The organism is Pacificoceanicola niger (assembly GCF_048553275.1).
Lineage (GTDB): Bacteria > Pseudomonadota > Alphaproteobacteria > Rhodobacterales > Rhodobacteraceae > Pacificoceanicola.
Genome location: NZ_JBLZMW010000015.1, coordinates 1 through 19,679, shown reverse-complemented (window position 1 = coordinate 19,679; position 19,679 = coordinate 1). Strand labels below are relative to the sequence as shown.

The window sequence follows — 19,679 nt, the reverse complement described above, 5'->3', positions numbered from 1 at the left end:
ATCGTTTCGTCAATGGATCAGAGCGCGGTCCAGCCACCGTCGACGCTGAGTGTCGTACCGGTGATCTGCGCGGCCGCATCCGAACAAAGGAAGACCGCCGTGCCGCCGAGCTGCTCGACCGTGGCGAATTCCTTTGACGGCTGACGCTCAAGCATGACCTTTTCGATCACCTCGTCGCGGCCCATGTCATATTTTTCCATGGTGTCAGGGATTTGTGCCTCGACCAGCGGTGTCAGAACATAACCGGGGCAGATCGCATTGGCCGTGATCGGCTCGCGCGCGGTTTCAAGCGCGATCACCTTTGTCATGCCGACGATGCCATGTTTGGCGGCAACATACGCCGATTTGTAGGGCGATGCCGTCAGACCATGGGCCGAGGCGATATTGATCACCCTGCCCCATCCGGCCTTGCGCATCATCGGCAGGGCCGCTGCCGTTGTGTGGAAGGTCGAATTTAGGTTGATGGCGATGATCGCATCCCATTTTTCGACCGGAAATTCGTCAATGGGGGCCACATGCTGGATGCCCGCATTATTGATCAGGATGTCGCAGGCGCCGGCCTGCTCGATCAGCGCGCGGCATTCCTCGCCTTTGGACATGTCGGCCTTGATGTAGCGCGCGTCGGTGCCGTGTTCCTTCGCAATCTCTTCAGCCAGCGCATGGTCTTCGTCGCGGTCGGTGAAGGAATTGATCACCACGGAGGCACCCGCACGGGCCAATTCATGCGCGATTCCCAGACCGATTCCCGAGTTGGAACCCGTGACGATTGCGGTTTTGCCTTTGAGTGTCATGGCAGAGTCCTTTGATGCTGCTGTGCAGCGAACGTAAGGGCACAAGACCGAAAGGAAAAGCGAAAGCACCAATAAGTGAAGGCGTTCCGGCCCATTTCGGCTGATGCCGGCGCCCGTGAACTTCCGCGTGATCAGGCCAAAAAAAACCCCGGCCGAAGCCGGGGTTAAGTCATTGAGGCAGGTTTCATACAGGCAAGAAACCTATCGAGCAGTAACTTGGTTATAAGCAAATCCGCGCCTGAGTCCAAGGTAAAAGTTTGAAAAGGCGTAAAAGCCCCGCTACGGTCGGCGCCAATAAACAAAGGGCGGTAAAGGATTGTCTTCGAAATGCTTCTAAACTTATTCCGGAAAAGGCAGTCCGGCGCCACCGCGCTTGCGCTGATTCTCTGCGCGACATCCGTCAGTGCCGACCCGCAACATGGCATAGCTATGTATGGCGAGCCGCAATTGCCACCGGATTTTGTGTCCCTGCCCTATGCCAACCCGAACGCACCCAAGGGCGGCGCCATCATCACAGGTGAGATTGGCACCTTCGACAGCCTCAATCCTTTCATCCGCAAAGGCAAAACACCTTGGCAGCTCCGCTTTCTTGCCTTCGAGTCTCTTATGGGCCGCAGCTACGATGAACCGTTCGCGCTGTACGGGGTTTTGGCCGAATCCATCGAGGTCGGGCCGAATCGCGAGTGGGCGGAATTCACCCTGCGTCCGGAAGCCAGATTCGCCGACGGCTCTCCGGTGACCATCGAAGACGTGATGTGGACCTATGAAATGCTCGGCACCCTCGGGGCCGACGGCGTGACCCGCTACACCGGCGTTTGGGCTCAGGTCGAGAAAATGGAGAAAACCGGCGAGCGCTCGGTTCGGTTCTCATTCGAGGAGGATAACCGCGAGCTGGCTCTGGTGATCGGCATGTGGCCGATCCTCAAACAGGCGCAGTGGACGGACAAGGATTTCACCGAAAGCGGGCTCGACACGATCCCGATGAGTTCGGCCCCCTACGGTGTCAGCGATTTCGAAGCGGGCCGGTACGTGGAGCTGACCCGCAATCCCGATTACTGGGGCAAGGATGTGCCCTTCATGAAAGGGCAGATGAACCTCGACACCATCCGCATGGAGTTTTTCCTCGAAGGCACGGCACAGTTCGAAGCCTTCAAGGCGGGCATTCTCAATTCCAACCGCGAAAACAACCCGGTCAAATGGGACGAGCAATACGCCTTTCCGGCAATCCAGTCCGGCGACGTGGTGAAATCCGAGATCCCGAACGCACGTCCCACCGGCATGTCGGGCTTTGTGATGAACACGCGCCGCGGCAAGCTGTCGGACTGGCGCGTGCGCGAGGCGCTGATCACCGCCTACAACTTCGAATACATCAACGAAAGCGTCGTTGGCAGCCGCAAGGACCGGATTGAGAGCTATTTTGGCAATTCGGTTCTTGGGCTGGAGCCGGGCGCGGCACAGGGACGGGTCGCAGAGCTGTTGCAACCCTATTCAAACGACCTGCTGCCCGGCACGCTGGAGGGCTATACCCTGCCCGTCTCCGATGGCTCGGCCCGCAACCGGGCGAACATCCGCAAGGCGGCATCCCTGCTGGAGCAGGCCGGTTGGACGGTCGTGGACGGCATTCTGACAAGCACTGATGGCGAGCCCTTCACGCTTGAAATCCTGCTGAGCCAGGGCTCTGTGGAGGAAAGCGCCATGGCTGACACCTATGTCGAAGGGCTTAAACGCCTTGGCATCGAGGCGGTGGTCACCACGACCGATGATGCGCAATACCGTGCGCGCACAGGCACCTACGACTTTGACATGACGCCGTTTCGGCGCGGCCTGTCGCTCAGCCCGGGCAATGAACAGCTGAGCTATTGGTCGTGCGAGACGGTGGATGTCGAAGGCGGGCGCAATTGGGCCGGCATCTGCGATCCGGCCGTGGATGCGATGATCGCCAGCATGCTCAATTCAACGAGCCGCGAGGATTATGTCGCGTCGGTTCGCGCGCTTGATCGGCTGCTTATGGCGGGGCGCTATGCGATCCCGTTCCAGGACAAGTTCGACGTGAGCTACATCGCCCATGCGGCAGAGCTGCACTACCCGGAGGTCATTCCCGCCTATGGCGATTGGATCGGGTTCCAGCCTGATGTATGGTGGTGGGAGGGCAAATAGGCCCGCCATAACAGTCAAAAGACCTTGAGGCAGAGATGAAACGAGCAGTGCTGATGATTGCGCTGGCCATGACGATGGCTGGCTGTGCCACCATAGAAGGTGTCGGCGAGGATATTTCCGGCGGCGCCCGGCGCGTATCCGGCTGGTTCTGAGGGCGGCATTATCGGTGATAGCCTTGCGCCGTGGATCGAGGGTCCGCGGCCCTTTCAGTTCGCGTACCGAGACAGGCGCAAGCGCAGTCCCGTAGTACTTTTCGCCTAGTTCCCTCGGGCCGCAACGCGCCTATGCTGGACCCATGCGGAGGAAGGGCACCGTCATGAGCGAAGCGGCCGAACGACTTTTGGAGAACGGACGAACCACGGCCTTGGTTGTGGACGACCATCCGCTGTTTTGCGATGCCCTCACTCTGACGTTGCAATCCATCGCGGATTTCGAGGAAATCCGCAGCGCTGGCACACTGGAAAAGGCGCTGGACGTCATCGCGCAGGACACGGGAATCGGGCTGATCGTGCTCGACCTGAACCTGCCGGATGTGAATGGGCTGGATGGTCTGGTCCGTCTGCGCAACGCCGCCCCGAAATCGCCGATCATCATCGCCTCCTCAATGGCCGACAATGCCATGATCAGCCACGCGCTGAAGGCCGGAGCGGACGCCTTCGTGCCCAAACATTCGCAGCGTTCGGTTTTTCGCCGCGCCTTCGAGGCGGTGGCCAAAGGACAGGCCTTCGTGCCCGATGGCTACATTGATCCGCAGGCCGGCAAGGAACCGGCCCGTGATGACGCCCTCGCACGGCTGGCCAGTCTGACCAATCAGCAGGCGCGCATCCTGCACCTGATCTGCGAGGGCAAGCTGAACAAGCAGATCGCCTATGATCTGTCGATTGCCGAAACCACGGTCAAAGCGCATGTCACAGCCATCATGCGCAAGCTGGGCGTGCACAGCCGGACACAGGCTGTGCTGGTCGCACAGGAAGCGCGGTTCAACCGGGTCTTGCCAAGCGGCGATCCCGCGCAATAAGCTGCGGTGCACCGAAACCACTCGAAGGGCGGGCAATTGGACGGAGCGCAACCTCGCTCCGCTCGGGAGGAGACCGGGACCCCGTCGACGTTGCGCGTCGCACAGGTCTCATGCACAGGACCCGACAGGGCCGGAACGCTCGCAATGCGCCTTGGACCGGGGCCCTATGCTCTTGTGTGTCTGTTTGCGTCTCCCGATGCGGATTTCTCGGGCCTGACCCGAAACAGTCATCGCGCCTTTGGCGGCGCGGATGTCCTGGCCTGTACGACTGCGGGCGAGTTGGGCAAAGACGGCTATGAGGATGGCCAGATCATTGCCATCGGGTTTCCCGAAACCCACTTTTCCGCCAATACGATTGTGATCGACGATCTTGCCAACCTCGATGAACAGGCCTTGATCGACCGGTTGATCCAGAGCCGGATGGAACTGAACCAGCGGGCGCCGGAGATGCCCTCAGAATTTGCATTCCTCATGGTCGACGGGCTGTCCCTGAAGGAAGAACACCTGACATCCGTGCTCACCTCCGGCCTTGGACCCGCGCCGCTTTTCGGCGGCTCTGCGGGGGATGGCGAGAATTTCCATGCCACTTGGCTGTCGCGCAATGGCACGATCCGGCAGAATGCGGCGCTTCTTGCGCTTGTCCGCTCGCGCTGTCCGGTGCGGGTGTTCAGTCTCGATCACATGGTGCCGAGCGAGACCCGCATGGTTGTCACCGCCGCCGACCCCGACCGCCGCCTCGTGCAGGAGCTGAACGCCGAGCCCGCAGCCAAGGAATACGCCCGTCTGCTCGGCAAGGACCCGGATCAGTTGTCCCCCTTCACTTTCGCGGCGCATCCGGTGGTGGTGCGCCTTGGCGACAGCCATCATGTGCGGTCGATTCAGCGCGTCGACGAGAACGGCGATCTGGTGTTTTTCTCCGCCATCGACGAAGGCATGGTGCTGAGCCTCGCCAATCACAGCGATATCGCCGATCACCTGGAAAACCGTCTTGCCGCGCTGAGCGCCGATGGCCCGCCGGATCATATCCTGGCCTGCGATTGCCTGCTGCGCCGGATCGAAAGCACCCAGCATCAAAAAGGCCGTGAGGTGTCCGATATTCTCGTGCGGCACAAGGTGTTCGGCTTTTCCACCTATGGCGAACAAATCGGCGCGCTGCACGTCAATCAGACTCTGACCGGCGTTGCCTTTTATCCCCCTGTCGAGGACGATTGAGCCGTGTCTTTGATCAATCCGGACGATCCGCTTGAGCGCCAGAATGCCAAGCTGATCAAGATCGCTGAATCGCTTATGAAGCGCGTCGAATACGGCGGTGCCCCCTCCGGCGCAGCCTATGAGCAATTCGAGCGCGCGGCGCTTCTCGAAAAGCGGGTGCGCGAACGTACTCTGGAACTCGAACGCACGCTCAACCTGCTGCACGATTCCAACGCCCAGCTGGCGCAGGCCAATCAGGAAACCGAGGCCGCGCGGCGCAACCTCGCCGATGCCATCGAGACGGTGTCCGAGGGGTTTGCCCTCTTCGACAAAAACGAAGTGCTGGTGATGTGCAACTCCCGCTTCTGCCGCGATTTTCGCGACACCGTGCTGGACCTGCGCGCCGGGCTGGCGTTCAAAGACTATGTTGATCGCATCAGTCGCTCGCGCTATCTCGCCCTGCCCCCCGACCAATCGCCGGAGGATTGGGCCGAAAAACGCATGCGCCGCCACAAGGATCGGCACGTCATGTTCAACGTGCAGCTGTCAAATGATCGTTGGCTTCAGGTGTCCGAGCACCGCACGGCCAACGGCGGCACCGTAGTCTTGCAGACCGATGTCACGGACATCATCCGTCTGGAGCGGCAAGAGCGCACAAAACTGCAGGACAAGCAGACCCGGATGATCCGTGCCACGCTTGATCACCTGAACCAGGGGGTGTGTATTTTCGATGAAAAATCCCGCCTTGTCGGTTGGAACGAGAAAATCGGAACCCTGCTTGCCCTGCCCGCGCGGCGTATGCAGCTTGGCACGTCCTTCTTTGCCCTGCTGGACCTGCTTGGCGAGGAAATTGTCTTTACCCGCGGACTGACACGCGAGGGGTTTGCCTATTGGGCCCGGCTTGACGGACCGCGCGCGCAGATCAGCTTCGAAATCCGCCGCAGCGACAGTATGACCTTGCAGATCTTTGGTCGCGGCATGCCGGACGGCGGCTTTGTCATCTCGGTCACCGACGTCACCGCCGAGCGTGAAGCGGCGCAGAAACTGCATGAACTCAATGAGATCCTTGAGCAACGCGTGATGGAGCGCACGCTGGAGCTTGAGGATGCTCTGTCGGCTGCGGAGCGGGCCAATGCGTCCAAATCGCGCTTTGTTGCCGCCGCGAGCCATGATCTCCTGCAGCCGCTCTCCGCCGCCAAACTCTATATCGCCTCGCTCGCCGATCGCGCCAGCAATGCCCAGGACAGCACGGTTCTGGCGAAAACGGAAAGCGCGCTGACCAGTGCCGAGGCGATCATCGACGCGCTGCTCGATATTTCCAAGCTGGATGGCGAGGGGGTGAGTTTCGACATCGGCGCCGTTTCGTTGCACGATATTTTGCGCCCTTTGATCGACGAGATGGAAGTGCTCGCCCAGAAAAAGGGTCTGGAGCTGCGGCTGGTCGAGTGTTCGCTCAGCGTCGAAAGCGATCCGTCCTATTTGCGCCGGATCGTGCAGAACCTTTTGGCCAATGCGATCCGCTATACCGAGCGCGGGCGCGTGCTGGTCGGGGTGCGTCGGCGAGGCGGCACCGCGCGGGTCGAGGTCTGGGACACCGGGCCGGGGATTGCCGAAGAGGATCAGAACACGATTTTCGAGGAGTTCAAACGACTGGACGCCAATGCCTCGGACAATGACGGACTTGGCCTCGGGCTTGCCATCGTGGAGCGCGCCTGTGCGCGGCTTGGTCATCCGCTGGGCCTGTGGTCCCAGCCTGAGCACGGCAGCTGTTTCATGGTCAGCCTGCCGCTTGCCGGGCAGCCGGTGCCGCGCGGCGCCAAGGCCCCGCGCATGACCCGCCCGATTTCATTGGCCCAGGCCGGGTTGATCACGCTGCTGGTGGAAAACGATCCACAAATGCGGCGGGCGATCACGGTTCTGATGGAAAGCTGGGGCGTGCATGTGATCGAAGCAGAGGATGCCGACTCGGCACTGTCGCTGTTGGAAGACCTTGAAATCACGCCCGATGCGCTGTTGCTGGATTATCAGTTGGGGGCCGGGCCGTCCGGTCTCGACCTGTATCGGGAAATTTCAGAGACCCTCGGCCCCCTGCCCTGCGCGATCATCTCTGCAGACCGCACACCCGAGCTGGCGAAGACCTGCGAAGACGTCGGTGCCGCATTCCTGCAAAAGCCGATCGACCGGCAAAAACTGAGCAACCTGCTTGAGGCGGCCGCCGGTCAGATGAGCTGACCACGCCGCCGCCTGTCGCACCTGTGCGGATTACATCATGCCGCTGCAGCGCCCGCGCGGCGCCGGCAGGCCGATGCGCGTGGGGTTGATCACCAGAATCCAGCGCGGCGGATAACCCGGTGCCTGTGTGCGGCGATAGGTGCAGCCATTGGACATGGTGCGGTAATCGCCCTTCGGTACGATCATGCCCTGGGTGCTGATGAACGGCGCCGCCTGCGTCAGGGTCACCCCCTTCGGCGCGGGTGTGTCGATCGGAGGCAGGGAAACAAGTCCGATGGCCGCAGTGGCGACAAGGGCGGTAAGGCTCATGATATCTCTCCTGTGAACGGGCCGGCATTCGGCACACGAGACGGTCATCCGATTGGCGACCTGATGAGATATCAATCGCAGTCGCGCATTGTGAAACCGTGACCTGTAAACGGCAGAAACGTGAACTTCCGGTTCAATTCGAAAGGGTTTTTCAGCAAAAACACAGAGTATCCGCGACACCGCCCCCGTCCTGCAACCAAGGCAGACGTTCGGTCGGCGCGGCGATCAGATCGCAATCACGATATCGGCCCTGAGCCCGCCCAACCGCTCGCTTTCGCCCAGACGCAGCACGCCGCCATGTGCCCGCGCGATATCCGCCGCGATCGCGAGACCAAGGCCCACACCGGTTCCCTTGTCCTGATTGCGCGCCGGATCGAGCCGGAAAAAGGGGCGCAGCGCATCGTCGCGATCTTCCGCCGAAATGCCCGGCCCGTCGTCCTCTACCCGGATCCGTAGGGATTTGCCCGTGATCATCACGGAGACCTCGCACCGCGTCCCGTACCGGCGCGCATTGCTCACCAGATTTTCGATGGCCCGTCTGAGGGCGCGGGGCCGCAGGGGAAAACTGCCCTCGCCCGAGACCTCTGCCAGTGCAACCGCCTGCCCGGTCCGCTGCGCGCTGGCGACGATCTCTTCGGCCAACACCACGGGATCCGTTGGCTCAACTGCCGCCGATTCCGCGTCGCCACGGGCAAATTCCAGAAAGGCATCAATCAGTTGCTGCATATCGTCGACATCGCGCTCAAGCGGTTCGCGATCCTCGTCGTCGAGCAAGGACAGCCCCAGCCGCATGCGCGTGAGCGGCGTGCGCAGGTCATGGCTGACCCCCGACAGCATCATCGTGCGCTGCTCGATCTGTCGCTCGATCCGCGCCCGCATGTCGAGGAATGCATGACCGGCGGCGCGCACCTCTATCGCTCCGGAGGGCGAATACGGCACGTTGCGTCCACGCCCGAAGGCCTCCGCTGCCTGCGCAAGGCGGGTGATCGGTCGCAGTTGATTGCGCAGGTAAAGGAAGGCGATCACGGTCATCAACATACCGAACACCAACATATTCACCAGCAATTGGTGCGGGTTGCTGGCCGAAACCCGCCCCCGCGCCGCGGTGACCCGGTACGTGCTGTCGCCGTCGGAGACGTAGATCACGACATCCTCATCATTCGGCAGGGCGATCTGCTCCACCCCTGTCACCCGGGCGCGCAGGGTGCGCAATACGGCAATCCCGGTGAAATCGAACCAACGCCGCTGATCCATGGCGGGCAGGCTGTCGCGCGGCACCGGCACGATCCGAAGATCAAGCGCCGCCGCCACATCCTCTCCGCGCGCCGCCTCATAAACCGCGAGGTTCACAGAGCGCGCCAGATCCCGGCTGAGCTGAACGGAGACCCCCTCGAAATGTCTTTGAACAAAGACAATAGAAACAACGAGCTGCAGTGTCACCACCGGCAGCACCAGAATGAGCGCGGCGCGGCCATACAGGCTGCGCGGCATGTAGCGTTTGAGCCAATCGAAATCCATGTGCGGAGCCTATCGTCTTTCAAACCGGAACTGAATCGCAAATGACGGGCAGGCAATCCACTGGCCTTGCTCCCTTCGAATGGTTGAACTTTCTGGCAATCCGCGAAACCCTATGTCTTGTGCCGCCGCCGTGGGCGTCTTGCAAAGGAGCCGACCCGTGATTGATCCGCAACCCGACTTCACCCCGGCGCCCGGCGTCGCGGACCCGCTTGAACCCGGAGTGCGCCGCATTCTGGCGCCCAATCCATCGCCAATGACCTTTCGCGGCACCAATACCTATCTTGTCGGGACGCGCGGTATTGCGGTGATCGACCCCGGCCCGGACGACAGCGGACATCTTGATCGCATTCTCGCGGCGTTGGAACCGGGCCAGCACGTCAGCCACATCTTCGTCACCCACGCACACCTGGACCACTCTCCCCTCGCACGCCCACTGGCCGCGCGCACCGGCGCGCCGATTCTGGGTTTTGGACCGGCAACCGCCGGGAGGTCGCAGGTCATGCACAGATTGGCGTCGCAGGGGCTGGTCGGCGGCGGCGAAGGTGTCGATCATGCTTTCACGCCGGATGTATTAGTGGCTGATGAACAGAGTGTCGACGGCGACGGCTGGTCCCTCAAGGCGGTTCACACACCGGGACACATGGCCAACCATCTCAGTTTCGCCCTTGGGGATGTGCTCTTTTCCGGTGATCTCGTCATGGGGTGGGCCACGTCGCTTGTCTCGCCGCCGGACGGTGACCTGACCGACTTCATGACTTCGCTGCGCCGCCTGCAAAGTCGGCCATGGCGCCGATTCCATCCCGGCCACGGCGCCCCGATCGACACCCCCGAAGCCCGCCTGTCGGACCTGCTCGCGCATCGTCTCGGACGCGAGCGCGCCATCCTGACCGCTTTGGAATCCGGCCCCGCCACGGCCGCCAGCCTGGCAGCCCGGATCTATACCCAAACTCCCACAGCGCTTCTCCCCGCCGCAGAGCGCAACGTCCTGAGCCACCTAATTGATCTTACGTCAAAAAACTCCGTCACACCGATTGGAGAGCTGTCCGCCGAGAGTGTTTTTTCGCTACGCTGAAACAGAATGTCGAAAATTGCCAATTTTGTTACAAAAGCCTCTGGACGCCCGGAATCGAGATTGCTATACGGCCCCCATGTTCCGGCGTAGCTCAGCGGTAGAGCAGTTGACTGTTAATCAATTGGTCGTAGGTTCGATCCCTACCGCCGGAGCCAAAAATCCCTGAAAATACAGGGATTTAAGAGCAAGCCCCCGCAAGGGGGCTTTTCTCGTTTTGGATCGGGGGAACGCTGGGGGAACGCTCAAAGCAACTGTCGCGCCTTTTCGTATTCCTCGAACACAAAGGCGGTCAGATCGTGCAGTGACCGCTTATTGATCTTGAGCCGCGCGTCTGGCGTCCAAATCGTCCAGGTGCCTTTCGGGGTCTTCACCAGCTTGCAATCCTCGATCCGCAGCGGAAAACTCAACAGTTTGAACCCTGCGTGAACCTCGAAACCGGAACGGGTCTTGTCCGGTTGCACCTTGAAGGTCCAGTCAACGCATTTCACATCGAGTTCCATATCAACCATCCCAGTCTACCAGTTTCAGTGCAGCGGCAGGATCAACGCCCGCCTCTTTCGCCATCGCCAAAGCCTGAATGACGCCCGTCATGGCCCGCGCCCTTCCGCCTGCATCGAAGGCTTGAAGGGGTCGCATCACGTCCAGCGTGACCACCGTTCCCAGCTTGTCCGCGCATTCCTCGGCTATGCCTTCGGCCAGCGGTTGCAGCGCCCATTGAGCAAGGTGCCTCTGAGCCTCGCGTACAAGCGGCCCCGTGGTCGCTGCCGACGCCAGCCCCGGCAGGACGCCAAAGGCCATCAGGACGCTAGAGCGCGCCGCGTCCAAAGCTTCTTTAGGCATGGCCCCCTGAATGTCAGGCGATACGTTTTGCGGCTTCCAATCGGTTTGCGGCGCAGGCCCGCCCGCCGCCGTGACGTTGACTGAATCCCGCACCTGTACCTTGCCGCGATACCCCCGGAACGCCCGTGCAATCGCGCCCATGTCCGTATCCGGGCTTTCAGGGAATGGCACGACGCTGGAGCCAATCGGCCCGTCCCTGTAGACCTCGGAAAGCGCGCTTTCGCCGTGATGCAGCAAGCCCGCCGTCAAGCCGGATCGGCGCAAAGGCGATTGGCCCAGGTAGGGCATGTTCATGTCTGCCCCGGTGCGAAAGTGCAGCACCTCCGCCGCCAGCACCGTTCGCGTGGTCCCGCCGCCTGCACCCGGGATGCCGACGCGATAGGCGGTCGGCTTGGAAAAGCGGGTTGTCATGTCCCAATCGGAAGAGGGCAACAGCCCGTTTTCCTCGATCACAAAAACAGCCTCGCCACGCAGCGCCAAAGCGCGGCCCGCGAGGGCCAAGGCGCGCTTGGTCAGCAGGTCGGTGCCGTCAACGTCCGCGACACTCAGACCGCTTTCCCAGAGGCTCACACTGCTTTGCACCGTGCTTGTCAGTTCAGCCAATCCGCTAGTCCCGGCGATGTAGTCAGACCGCGCCGCCACAATTTGCGCCGTGTAGTTGGTGCCGCTGGATCGGGTTTCAGTTTCGGGCTTTCTTTTGAACCATCCGAACATATCAGGCCCTCCGATATGGGCGCAGAAGATCCGCCGCGCCGGAATTGATAAGCGCCTTCGCCATGAAGGCCGGGTTGCGGGAATAGCTGGTTTGAATCGGGCCAACGGTCACAGTCGATTGCGATACCCCGGCGCGGTCCTCATGCGCCGTCGAATATTCAGCCAAGCGCCGGAATGCCTCAGCCACAGCCGCCGGAAGATCACCGCCGCCCACGCTCGCGGTGATCTTGTAGGTTGCGTCAAAGGTGAGGATGTACCCTAAAGCATGGTCAACCACGGTCACGGCTTCCCATTCCAACGTGTTCTCGTTCCAGCAAGCGCCAGAGAGCGACACGACAGGCGACAGCGGAGGCTCCCAGCATTCGCCACCTTTCGCTTCCACGATCCACACCACATTGCGCGCCGTCCAGCGCCGCGCCGTATATGCCTCGATCCGTTGCCAAAGCACGTCACCATCCAGCGCCGCCGCCGCCGTCGAAAGGCCGGTCGCTGACGGATAACTCGCCGGGATTTCCTCAGTCTGTTTCAGAACATGAGCCATTTCAGAGCCTCCATCGCTGCGCAGGTCGCATTTTGGGCATGACCAGCCCGTCGCCGGTCAATTTCCAATCACGCGCCTCTAGCTGCGTTTCGTCGTACGCTGGCCGCGTCACGACGCTGATTTCGTACAAGAGCGCCTGAAAGATCGTCCGAATGAGAGCGTTACCCTCTGCCGGATCTTCCTCGGTCACTTCCTCTGCATCCGGCACCGTTCGCGGAGGCGGAATGCGGAACCCCGGCGAAAGACCAATGATCAAGCCCGCCGTAAAGCCACGCAGAAAGTCGGCCACGTAACTCACTTCCTGCATTTCTGGCGTGATCGTGGCGACAATCGACAGCGCGTCGTCGGTATCCGTCAGGTCCAGCGTACCAGCACCGCGCGATGCAAGAGGCCGATCATAGGAATGCCCGACAAGAAAGTGAATACCCTCCTCGGGACGCTCCACCCGATAGGCAAAGGCCCGCGATGCAATGACTTCCTTGCGCGGCCTGCCGGTGCGGCCCCCATCACTGAGGACCGCACGTTTGTTATAGGGAAAACGGCCATGCAGCGCCAAAGCGCCGGATGCCCGCTTGCGGAGTTCCAGCCCGCCGCTATGACCGCCCCAAAGCATCAGGCACCCGCCGCCAACTGAATGTCATTGAGAATGCGGGTTTGAGCCGGTCGCGCGACGGTAACATCCATTGTCGAAAGCGCCGTTATCCTCAGACCACCCGAAGCCGCATCACTGTACGGGTCGCGGATCATATCAACAGCGCCCCAAGTCCCGACAAAGACGGGTGCAACCCCGCCAGTGCTGGTGCTCAGAACCATGGACGTTGCAAGCGGACTGCCGGTCGGGGCTGCGAGAGAGTTTGCAGACACATTGATATTCGCCGGGAAAGTGCCGGTTGCATCACGACCAGCCAGCAGAAAGGCCAAGCGATAATACTCGGTCGTCTGGGTCACACTGTTCAGTGTGCCTTCCAGCTTTCCGAACAGTTCCGGGCGCATCAGCGCGCGAACCTGGCCGGGATTGCTGATCGCGTTCGCTGTCATGAAGGCGACGATCTCATCGAGAAAGTTCTGATAGGTCGGTTCATCAGAAACATCCGTTGCCGTGATCCCGTAGGTTGCAGCGCCAGCGACAATGCCCAGCGGCTCACCACTGGATCCAGAGCCAAGGAACACCACCCGATCAATCTCCTGCGCCATTGCGGATTGCATGTCGCGGCGGACTGCCTGTTCCATGGCAGAACCCGACTGTTTCAGGCTCTTGCGCGTGATCTTCATTTGAACGCCCAAGGTATGATCCGGGGCAAGCGCCTTGTCCGAGGTCTGGAACGCCTGCGCAGCACCGACACTGCCGGTTTCACTGGATTGCCAACCCACCGACGCGCCTTGCGTAGTCACCGGCCATTCGGCTTCACCGACGCCGATATTGATCATTTGCGCACCCATCTTGGCGGCAACGCTTTCCGGGAACAGCCGGTCAATGATCGGGCGCGTCTGGATCGGGTCAGGCGTCCCGCTGGCAATGGTCTCACCCGCCCGGATTTCCAGCGCTTCCCACGGCACCGGGATGCCCTGGTATGCGCCCTTGTCGCGCAGTTCGGTCACAATTTCCGCCGTCTTGCCGGTCAGTTGCGCCCCGTGATCCAGCGCAGCCGCGACTTGGCGCACCTCAAAGCCTGCCATGATCTCGGACCACTCACGTCCGGAACGGGTTTCCAGTTCGGCCCCGGCGTCCCGGCGTTCCTCATCCTCGGCAATCAAGGCCGCGCGATATTGGGTTTCCTTGGCGCGGTATTCCATATCCAGAGCGCCCATCTTGCGCACCTCGTCGTCAGACGGGGTTTCGATGCTCGCAAGTTCGGCAAGAGACTGCCGGATTTCGGAGCGGCGCAACTCCAGCTTTTTCGATGTCAACATGTCGCTATCCTTTGTGCTCGACTGTGTTTTGGCTCGTGTCTCGGACCAGCTTTTTCCAAGCATCACGCTTGGGGTCGGGTCGGCCCAAGCCGATCTCGATCCGTGTTTTTCGGGAGTGACAGCGCCCGCAAAGGCACTGCAAATTTGCCAACGCATAGGCGAGGTCAGGCCGATCACGGACGGGCAGAACGTGGTCCACTTCCAGCCGCCGCCGCTCGCCACACTGGACGCATTGCCAGCCGTCACGGTCCAGCGCCTGCATTCGCAGCGCCTTCCACCGTGGCCCGCGCGTGATGCGCGCAGAATGGCGTTTGTATTCGTTAATCAACCCCATGCGATGCGCCCCCGTTGCCCCTTGGCGCGCTCGTCATTCGGACGCCTTGCGCCACCGCCAGGACGGTTGCCGCCGCCGGGTCGATCCGGCCCGTTGACCGGGCTTTCGCCAGCTTGTGATTGCCCGCCGGGTCAACCAGCGTGATTGCATCCGCGAAGGCAGAGCGCAGCAGCAGGGACGGCACGGTTCGGATCTTCTGTTCGAACAATGCCCGCCGGAATCGCTCCACGTCCTCGGAGCCGTCTTTCCATCCAAACCCGCGCCAGATGAACGGCACACGGTCCAGGCCCGCGTCCCGCAAGGCTTCCAGAAACTCGGCATGGCGGAACCTGTCGCCCACGATTGCCGCCGGGGCTTGCCCGTCCAGCATTGCCACAACGTCACCGATGAACCGGCCCACCGGAACGGTCGTTTCGCCCATGGTCACCAGTTCGCCGCGCTCGTGCATTTCGGAATAGCGCCCGGAGACGCCATCCGCCGCGCCACGATCCGCAAGCCCAGGTTTGCAAGGGAAGGCCCCGACAGCCTCAAGACGGCCCGTCTCAGGCCAGTAGAGCGCCGCCGCGCTCATGCTACGGGAGCCGCCCAGGTCAACGCCAAGAACCACCGGCCCCCGCGTTCGGGCATATCGTCGGGTGCGACCTCGGCCCCCAGCCACTCGTCCACCGTGACCAGAACCGACCGATCATCCGCCGCGACACGCTCATTGCGGTTGAGGTTGCGGAACGACGACAGCGCAGATCCACCGCGCGCAATCGCCCGCCGCGCCTGTGCCACCAACATTCCGGGGTTGAGCCAATGCCATCCACCGCGCCGGGATTTGCCACCAATAGGCTTTCCAGATCGTCGGGCGGCAAGCCCGGTTCGGGTCGATGCTCTTGCACGTAGGTGCCGGGGGGCGGTTCATCCAACCACCGGCTGAATGTGTTCGTATCGTCGGGCGCGCTGGTGCTGATAATCAGCGCCCGCCCATCACGCTTGCCCAGACCGGACAGGATAGCGTTTTCGAGATTGTCGCCCTTCTCACGCTCCCAAGCCGCGCATTCGTCCAGAATTGCCAGCGTAGGCGCGCCGCCCAGGATAGACTTGCCATCCGCCGCGATAACTCGCGCCAGCCCGCCGCCGTTCTCTGCCGTCTCGACTTCCAGCTTGGAGCCGCGCCGGATCGTGAATTGCTCCTGCTCGTCCTCGGGCAACCCCTCGATGAACCCGACAAGGAACCCGAATGCGGTCTTTGCCTGATCCCGGTTCCGTGCCGCAAAGATGATCTCGCGCTTGGGCTGGGGTGCAATCTCGCCCATCAGATGCCCCAATGCGATGCCCGCAGAAAGCGCGGTCTTGGCGTTGCCGCGCCCGATGGACAACAGGCCCACCGCAACGTCCTTGGCATAGGCCCCGCGCACAAAGTCCTTTTGATAGCTGGCGAGTTTGAGCGGCTTGCCCGCCGTGCGTCCCTCGGGAACGATCAGCTTGGGAAGGAACCGCAGCGCCGCCGCCGCCTCTTTGGATGCTCTTGCCATCAGCAGCACAACCCGGATTTTTTTGGGAGAGAGAAAGAAAGATCCCGCCCCGCGACCACACCCCCCTCCCAAGACGGGGGCATTGGGACCAGATTTCGCCCGCCAAGTTCGGCGTGCACCCAGCCGCCAAGGGCGGGTGCAACGCTCGGGGTATAAGGGGTATGTGTCGCACCCCCGTTTACCGGGCGTTGGCGGGGGGTTGCACTAAGTATTGCACCGGGGGTTGCACCCTCACTCTTGACCATGATCGGCCCCCTTTCTGGCAATGTGTGACCGGGCTTTCGCGCCGCTGCCGTGGCTGGCAATGACGATCTCGCCACGCCCGAAAAGCGCATCCATCGCGCTCTTGAGCGCCCGCTTTGTGCAGCCCTCTGCCTCGGGGTGGCTGGCGAATTGTGTTGGGGCGTTTGTCGGGCCGGGGCTGGCAGAAACGTAGCGACCTTGCGCAGTCAGGGTGTCCAGCAGCTTGAGGAATACCCGTTCGCCCCGTGCCCCCGCCGCCAGCGCATCAAGCCCCGTGGGCTGTGCCTCGGCGACGAATACGCCCGCTTCCCACTTGAGGTTGATCTCGCCACCTGTGCGCCCATAGTTGGCTTTCTTGGTGGACAGCACCCGCGCGTCAGGGTCAGGCTCAAAGCCGTTGTCGGTGATCCGTGACAGGTAGAGCCGCGACCGGACAGAATTGTTCCATGCCGTCGATCCTGACGTTCCCGTGCCGCTATTGAGGCCGGTCAGGGACGGGTGGCCCAGCAACATGACCGCGCATTTCCGCTTGATCGCCAGACCGCGCAGGATGCCCACGAATTTCCGCACCTTGGCCCGGTCGTTCTCATTGGCCGGATACACGTCCGCCAGGGTGTCAATGACGATCAGCGCCGGGGCTTCCTCAGCCGCCCGCTTGTCCAGTTCCTCGAATAGCGCGGATTGCATCAGGGCAATTTGCGTCTCGACCGCCAGCAACGCATCCTCGCCTGCCAGTGACCGCAGGGTGAGGCCCGACAGATCGTCATAGTCCCGATGCTCGGCCCTCAGAATGTCATCCAAGCGCCGGTGCAATTCGTCGTCGTCATCCTCGGCACTCAGGAAGATCACGCGCCCGGTATTCGCCGTCTTGCCTATCCATGCCGTTTGCGCCGCGACCGCGACCGCCAGTTGCAGCGCCAAGAGGCTCTTGCCCGTGCCGCCGTCGCCGCTGAAAAGCGTGACAGTCTTTTGGGGCACCAGCCCGTGCACCAGCCATTCCCGGGGCGGGACGGCTTTCCCCTTGAGTGATGCCGCCGAATAGAATTGGCTTTCACGCGCCGGGGCCGGTTGAATGATCGTCGGGCCGCGCGGTGCCGACCTATAGTCGGGCCGGTCTTGCGGGTGCTCAGGTTCTTGCAGTCCAGCCGTCAAGCCGCTCCTGATCGTGGCGCGCACCGCCTCGGGGCCGTCCTCTTGAGCAAGGTCCGACCGTTGCGCCGCTTCCATTAGCGCCGCCTCGACCTCAGCCGCTTGCAGGTATCCCGTCGCGACCTTGTGGCCCAGCTTGAGCGCCGCGTTGTTCAGCGTCGTGTTGCGAGTGCCGTTCATCGCGCCCGCCACAATCGCCGCCTCAGCGTCCAGCGCCCGCCGCGCCAATTTCTCGCCGCGCTTGGTATCCTCAAGCACCCGCAGATCGGGGGGATACTCGGGAAGGTTACAGGCACCCATAGTTGCCCCCTTCCCATTGGTATTCGTCGCGGGTGATGGAAGGTAGAGACGGGGGCAGGACGACATAGCCGCATATCGACGCCTGCCGCCAAGAGGCCCGCAGAGTTCTTGAGCGGACCGTTGTGGCGCATGAACACATGCAAGCCGCCGCTCGGGGTGATGGAAATGACCGGGGACAATGAATAGGGGTCGATCCCGACCGCCCGCAGATTGGCCAGCCCGTCCACCCCGTTCTTGCGGTCAATGTCCAGCACCACCACGCCAGACGGCTTGCCCGTGGGCATTCCGATCATAGCAAGCGGCCAGCGCGCCCACCACGCCTTGACCGTCTCGGGGTCAGTCGTGGCCCGCCGCTTGGTCAGGTCCGGGTGGCCATCCTCGCCCTTGCCCCATTTGACAAGCGGCTTTTTCTGCCCGTCAATCATCATAGCCGGGAACACGGGATAGCCCTTGGCAACGTAGCCCAGGGCCGCGCTCAACAGTTCCTTGCGAAAGAGCGCCGCGCGTTCCTCAGGGGTGCCCAGGTAGGGCCACGGCGCGGAAAGCATCGCTTGGGGGGGCAGAGCGTTCATACCAGCGCCCCCCAATGCATTGCCAAGATCGGGAAAAGTGCGGTATACTCGGGCAACGAACAGACGCCTTGCACAACGTCTTTAGCCCCGGTTGCGATTGCCGTCGCGCCGGGGTTTTCGTTTGTCTTTTGGGTCGACTTCTGTATCATGCCACCACCTCGCGGGCGTCCAGCCATTCGATAATATCAGCCTCGCGCCAGTAGCGGCGTCGAGCGATGTAAATGGGTTTGGGGAAAGCCAGTTCGGGATTATTGAGCCAGCGGTGCAGCGACATATCGGAAACGCCGCCGCAGAGTTCGCAGACTTGAGCCGCATTGATCCGCTTGTGCGGATGTGCGCTGCCTTGTGTAGTCATTTGGGCCACCTCGTGCTTGAACGTTTGGTGGCCTCAGATAATCGCGACAAACATACCCCGTCGCAGGTAAAACCTGCCGACGAAAAACCTACATCAACGCATCCATTTCCGAGCGTAGCTTCTTATTCTTCCAGACATTCAAAACCATGTCGGATGTTACCATGTGATAACCATTTTCATTAAACGCCGCCGCGAGAACGTCAGCGGCACTTGTCGTGCCAGAAGCCGGATTGCTTTGGGCTTTGTATTCGCATTTCTCTATAAGAAATCGCATGTATCGAACAAAAATCTCGTTCCTCATCCAAAGCGGATCTTTCGCCGAATTAAAAATTCTAGTTTTCGGCCTTTCGACGTCGCCGTTCATAACACTTGCCGAAAAATACCTTAGCGCCTCAGGCATAGGCCAATCATTGTGAAGATAAGTGCTGCACACTTTTACGGCCAAGTCATAAGCGCCACCGTAGTTTTGTGCATATCCCACTAACACTTGCGCTTTGGCGTCGAGGTGCGTCCCCGTTGCTTCGTTCAAATCCAGACTATCGCTAAACCCCATAACTTTATGAAAGGCATATGAGTCCGCGCCAAGTGTGTCCGCCGGGTGTTCAGACATTATCAGGTCAAGGGCCTCTTTTTCCTCCAGCATAGCGGCCACAATCCTGATCATTTGCGTATGCGATTTCACTTTCTAAGCCCCTATACTCACCACGTTGTCATTTCTTTCGGACAGGACAAACTGCGCCCATGCCTCAAGCGCCCGCCGCTTTTCATCTGCATAATCATGTCGCTGATAAACGCCCACGATCCCACCGCCGGTCCCGCTAGGGTCAGGATTCAAAACCAATAGATGACGGTTGCGGCCAGAGCGATGGCTGAGAGGAAGACCCTGGGACAACGATCATAGCGTGTCGCCAC

The 19,679-nt window shown here is 61.4% G+C and carries 21 protein-coding genes and 1 tRNA gene; 7 read left to right on the top strand and 15 right to left on the bottom strand.

Annotated elements, in window-relative coordinates; all coding sequences use genetic code 11:
• Nucleotides 1-17 precede the first annotated feature (17 nt).
• Nucleotides 18-791, bottom strand: a complete 774-nt coding sequence (locus ACN2XU_RS17395; RefSeq protein WP_419411731.1) for a 3-hydroxybutyrate dehydrogenase — start codon at nucleotides 789-791, stop codon at nucleotides 18-20.
• Nucleotides 792-1,118: 327 nt separating this feature from the next.
• Between ACN2XU_RS17395 and ACN2XU_RS17390 the strand changes: the two genes are divergently transcribed.
• The 5 genes from ACN2XU_RS17390 to ACN2XU_RS17370 all read left to right on the top strand — a co-directional run bounded on the left by ACN2XU_RS17390 (nucleotide 1,119) and on the right by ACN2XU_RS17370 (nucleotide 7,389).
• Entirely contained in the window at nucleotides 1,119-2,948 is a 1,830-nt protein-coding gene (locus ACN2XU_RS17390; protein WP_419411730.1) for an extracellular solute-binding protein, read from the top strand.
• A gap of 35 nt (nucleotides 2,949-2,983) precedes the next feature.
• Nucleotides 2,984-3,100: an entericidin EcnA/B family protein gene (locus ACN2XU_RS17385; protein WP_419411729.1), complete on the top strand. Its 117-nt coding sequence runs from the start codon at nucleotides 2,984-2,986 to the stop codon at nucleotides 3,098-3,100.
• A gap of 164 nt (nucleotides 3,101-3,264) precedes the next feature.
• Nucleotides 3,265-3,966, top strand: a complete 702-nt coding sequence (locus tag ACN2XU_RS17380) for a response regulator (protein WP_419411728.1) — start codon at nucleotides 3,265-3,267, stop codon at nucleotides 3,964-3,966.
• Between the two features lie 36 nt (nucleotides 3,967-4,002).
• Nucleotides 4,003-5,178: an FIST N-terminal domain-containing protein gene (locus tag ACN2XU_RS17375; protein WP_419411727.1), complete on the top strand. Its 1,176-nt coding sequence runs from the start codon at nucleotides 4,003-4,005 to the stop codon at nucleotides 5,176-5,178.
• A gap of 3 nt (nucleotides 5,179-5,181) precedes the next feature.
• Complete coding sequence (locus ACN2XU_RS17370; protein ID WP_419411726.1) at nucleotides 5,182-7,389, top strand: hybrid sensor histidine kinase/response regulator; 2,208 nt, start codon at nucleotides 5,182-5,184, stop codon at nucleotides 7,387-7,389.
• A gap of 30 nt (nucleotides 7,390-7,419) precedes the next feature.
• On the opposite strand, the gene ACN2XU_RS17365 is transcribed toward ACN2XU_RS17370, so the two are convergent.
• Entirely contained in the window at nucleotides 7,420-7,698 is a 279-nt protein-coding gene (locus tag ACN2XU_RS17365) for a hypothetical protein (protein ID WP_419411725.1), read from the bottom strand.
• Between the two features lie 225 nt (nucleotides 7,699-7,923).
• Nucleotides 7,924-9,216, bottom strand: coding sequence for an ATP-binding protein (locus tag ACN2XU_RS17360; protein WP_419411724.1), 1,293 nt, complete (start codon nucleotides 9,214-9,216; stop codon nucleotides 7,924-7,926).
• Nucleotides 9,217-9,373: 157 nt separating this feature from the next.
• Here ACN2XU_RS17360 and ACN2XU_RS17355 point away from each other — a divergent pair, with 157 nt between their 5' ends.
• Nucleotides 9,374-10,288: an MBL fold metallo-hydrolase gene (locus ACN2XU_RS17355; RefSeq protein WP_419411723.1), complete on the top strand. Its 915-nt coding sequence runs from the start codon at nucleotides 9,374-9,376 to the stop codon at nucleotides 10,286-10,288.
• Nucleotides 10,289-10,368: 80 nt separating this feature from the next.
• Nucleotides 10,369-10,443, top strand: a tRNA-Asn gene (locus tag ACN2XU_RS17350).
• Nucleotides 10,444-10,530: 87 nt separating this feature from the next.
• Here ACN2XU_RS17350 and ACN2XU_RS17345 read toward each other — a convergent pair.
• The 12 genes from ACN2XU_RS17345 to ACN2XU_RS17290 all read right to left on the bottom strand — a co-directional run bounded on the left by ACN2XU_RS17345 (nucleotide 10,531) and on the right by ACN2XU_RS17290 (nucleotide 19,449).
• Nucleotides 10,531-10,788, bottom strand: a complete 258-nt coding sequence (locus ACN2XU_RS17345) for a hypothetical protein (protein ID WP_419411722.1) — start codon at nucleotides 10,786-10,788, stop codon at nucleotides 10,531-10,533.
• 1 nt (nucleotide 10,789) lies between these two features.
• A complete protein-coding gene (locus ACN2XU_RS17340; RefSeq protein WP_419411721.1) occupies nucleotides 10,790-11,731 on the bottom strand; it encodes a phage portal family protein in 942 nt (313 codons plus the stop codon).
• A gap of 112 nt (nucleotides 11,732-11,843) precedes the next feature.
• The gene (locus tag ACN2XU_RS17335) at nucleotides 11,844-12,383 is read right to left on the bottom strand and encodes a hypothetical protein (protein WP_419411720.1); all 540 of its coding nucleotides are present in this window, start codon (nucleotides 12,381-12,383) and stop codon (nucleotides 11,844-11,846) included.
• Nucleotide 12,384: 1 nt separating this feature from the next.
• Nucleotides 12,385-12,996, bottom strand: a complete 612-nt coding sequence (locus ACN2XU_RS17330) for an HK97 family phage prohead protease (protein ID WP_419411719.1) — start codon at nucleotides 12,994-12,996, stop codon at nucleotides 12,385-12,387.
• Entirely contained in the window at nucleotides 12,996-14,294 is a 1,299-nt protein-coding gene (locus ACN2XU_RS17325; RefSeq protein ID WP_419411718.1) for a phage major capsid protein, read from the bottom strand. Before ACN2XU_RS17325 ends, ACN2XU_RS17330 begins: the two co-directional genes overlap by 1 nt.
• A gap of 4 nt (nucleotides 14,295-14,298) precedes the next feature.
• Nucleotides 14,299-14,556, bottom strand: a complete 258-nt coding sequence (locus tag ACN2XU_RS17320; RefSeq protein WP_419411717.1) for an HNH endonuclease — start codon at nucleotides 14,554-14,556, stop codon at nucleotides 14,299-14,301.
• Between the two features lie 58 nt (nucleotides 14,557-14,614).
• A complete protein-coding gene (locus tag ACN2XU_RS17315) occupies nucleotides 14,615-15,199 on the bottom strand; it encodes a terminase TerL endonuclease subunit (RefSeq protein ID WP_419411716.1) in 585 nt (194 codons plus the stop codon).
• A 19-nt stretch (nucleotides 15,200-15,218) separates the two neighbouring features.
• Nucleotides 15,219-16,148, bottom strand: coding sequence for a terminase large subunit domain-containing protein (locus ACN2XU_RS17310; protein ID WP_419411715.1), 930 nt, complete (start codon nucleotides 16,146-16,148; stop codon nucleotides 15,219-15,221).
• Between the two features lie 231 nt (nucleotides 16,149-16,379).
• On the bottom strand, nucleotides 16,380-17,618 hold the full coding sequence (locus tag ACN2XU_RS17305; protein WP_419411844.1) for an AAA family ATPase: 1,239 nt from the start codon (nucleotides 17,616-17,618) through the stop codon (nucleotides 16,380-16,382).
• A gap of 98 nt (nucleotides 17,619-17,716) precedes the next feature.
• The gene (locus tag ACN2XU_RS17300; RefSeq protein WP_419411714.1) at nucleotides 17,717-18,412 is read right to left on the bottom strand and encodes a bifunctional DNA primase/polymerase; all 696 of its coding nucleotides are present in this window, start codon (nucleotides 18,410-18,412) and stop codon (nucleotides 17,717-17,719) included.
• A gap of 145 nt (nucleotides 18,413-18,557) precedes the next feature.
• On the bottom strand, nucleotides 18,558-18,767 hold the full coding sequence (locus tag ACN2XU_RS17295; protein WP_419411713.1) for a helix-turn-helix transcriptional regulator: 210 nt from the start codon (nucleotides 18,765-18,767) through the stop codon (nucleotides 18,558-18,560).
• 88 nt (nucleotides 18,768-18,855) lie between these two features.
• Entirely contained in the window at nucleotides 18,856-19,449 is a 594-nt protein-coding gene (locus tag ACN2XU_RS17290) for a hypothetical protein (RefSeq protein WP_419411712.1), read from the bottom strand.
• Nucleotides 19,450-19,679 lie beyond the last annotated feature (230 nt).

Coding starts and splice junctions, on each gene's coding strand:
- ACN2XU_RS17395 (WP_419411731.1), bottom strand. CDS start 791: ATGACACTCAAAGGCAAAACCGCAATCGTCACGGGTTCCAACTCGGGA.
- ACN2XU_RS17390 (WP_419411730.1), top strand. CDS start 1,119: ATGCTTCTAAACTTATTCCGGAAAAGGCAGTCCGGCGCCACCGCGCTT.
- ACN2XU_RS17385 (WP_419411729.1), top strand. CDS start 2,984: ATGAAACGAGCAGTGCTGATGATTGCGCTGGCCATGACGATGGCTGGC.
- ACN2XU_RS17380 (WP_419411728.1), top strand. CDS start 3,265: ATGAGCGAAGCGGCCGAACGACTTTTGGAGAACGGACGAACCACGGCC.
- ACN2XU_RS17365 (WP_419411725.1), bottom strand. CDS start 7,698: ATGAGCCTTACCGCCCTTGTCGCCACTGCGGCCATCGGACTTGTTTCC.
- ACN2XU_RS17360 (WP_419411724.1), bottom strand. CDS start 9,216: ATGGATTTCGATTGGCTCAAACGCTACATGCCGCGCAGCCTGTATGGC.
- ACN2XU_RS17345 (WP_419411722.1), bottom strand. CDS start 10,788: ATGGAACTCGATGTGAAATGCGTTGACTGGACCTTCAAGGTGCAACCG.
- ACN2XU_RS17335 (WP_419411720.1), bottom strand. CDS start 12,383: ATGGCTCATGTTCTGAAACAGACTGAGGAAATCCCGGCGAGTTATCCG.
- ACN2XU_RS17330 (WP_419411719.1), bottom strand. CDS start 12,996: ATGCTTTGGGGCGGTCATAGCGGCGGGCTGGAACTCCGCAAGCGGGCA.
- ACN2XU_RS17325 (WP_419411718.1), bottom strand. CDS start 14,294: ATGTTGACATCGAAAAAGCTGGAGTTGCGCCGCTCCGAAATCCGGCAG.
- ACN2XU_RS17320 (WP_419411717.1), bottom strand. CDS start 14,556: ATGCAGGCGCTGGACCGTGACGGCTGGCAATGCGTCCAGTGTGGCGAG.
- ACN2XU_RS17315 (WP_419411716.1), bottom strand. CDS start 15,199: ATGAGCGCGGCGGCGCTCTACTGGCCTGAGACGGGCCGTCTTGAGGCT.
- ACN2XU_RS17310 (WP_419411715.1), bottom strand. CDS start 16,148: ATGGCAAGAGCATCCAAAGAGGCGGCGGCGGCGCTGCGGTTCCTTCCC.
- ACN2XU_RS17305 (WP_419411844.1), bottom strand. CDS start 17,618: ATGGAAGCGGCGCAACGGTCGGACCTTGCTCAAGAGGACGGCCCCGAG.
- ACN2XU_RS17300 (WP_419411714.1), bottom strand. CDS start 18,412: ATGAACGCTCTGCCCCCCCAAGCGATGCTTTCCGCGCCGTGGCCCTAC.
- ACN2XU_RS17295 (WP_419411713.1), bottom strand. CDS start 18,767: ATGACTACACAAGGCAGCGCACATCCGCACAAGCGGATCAATGCGGCT.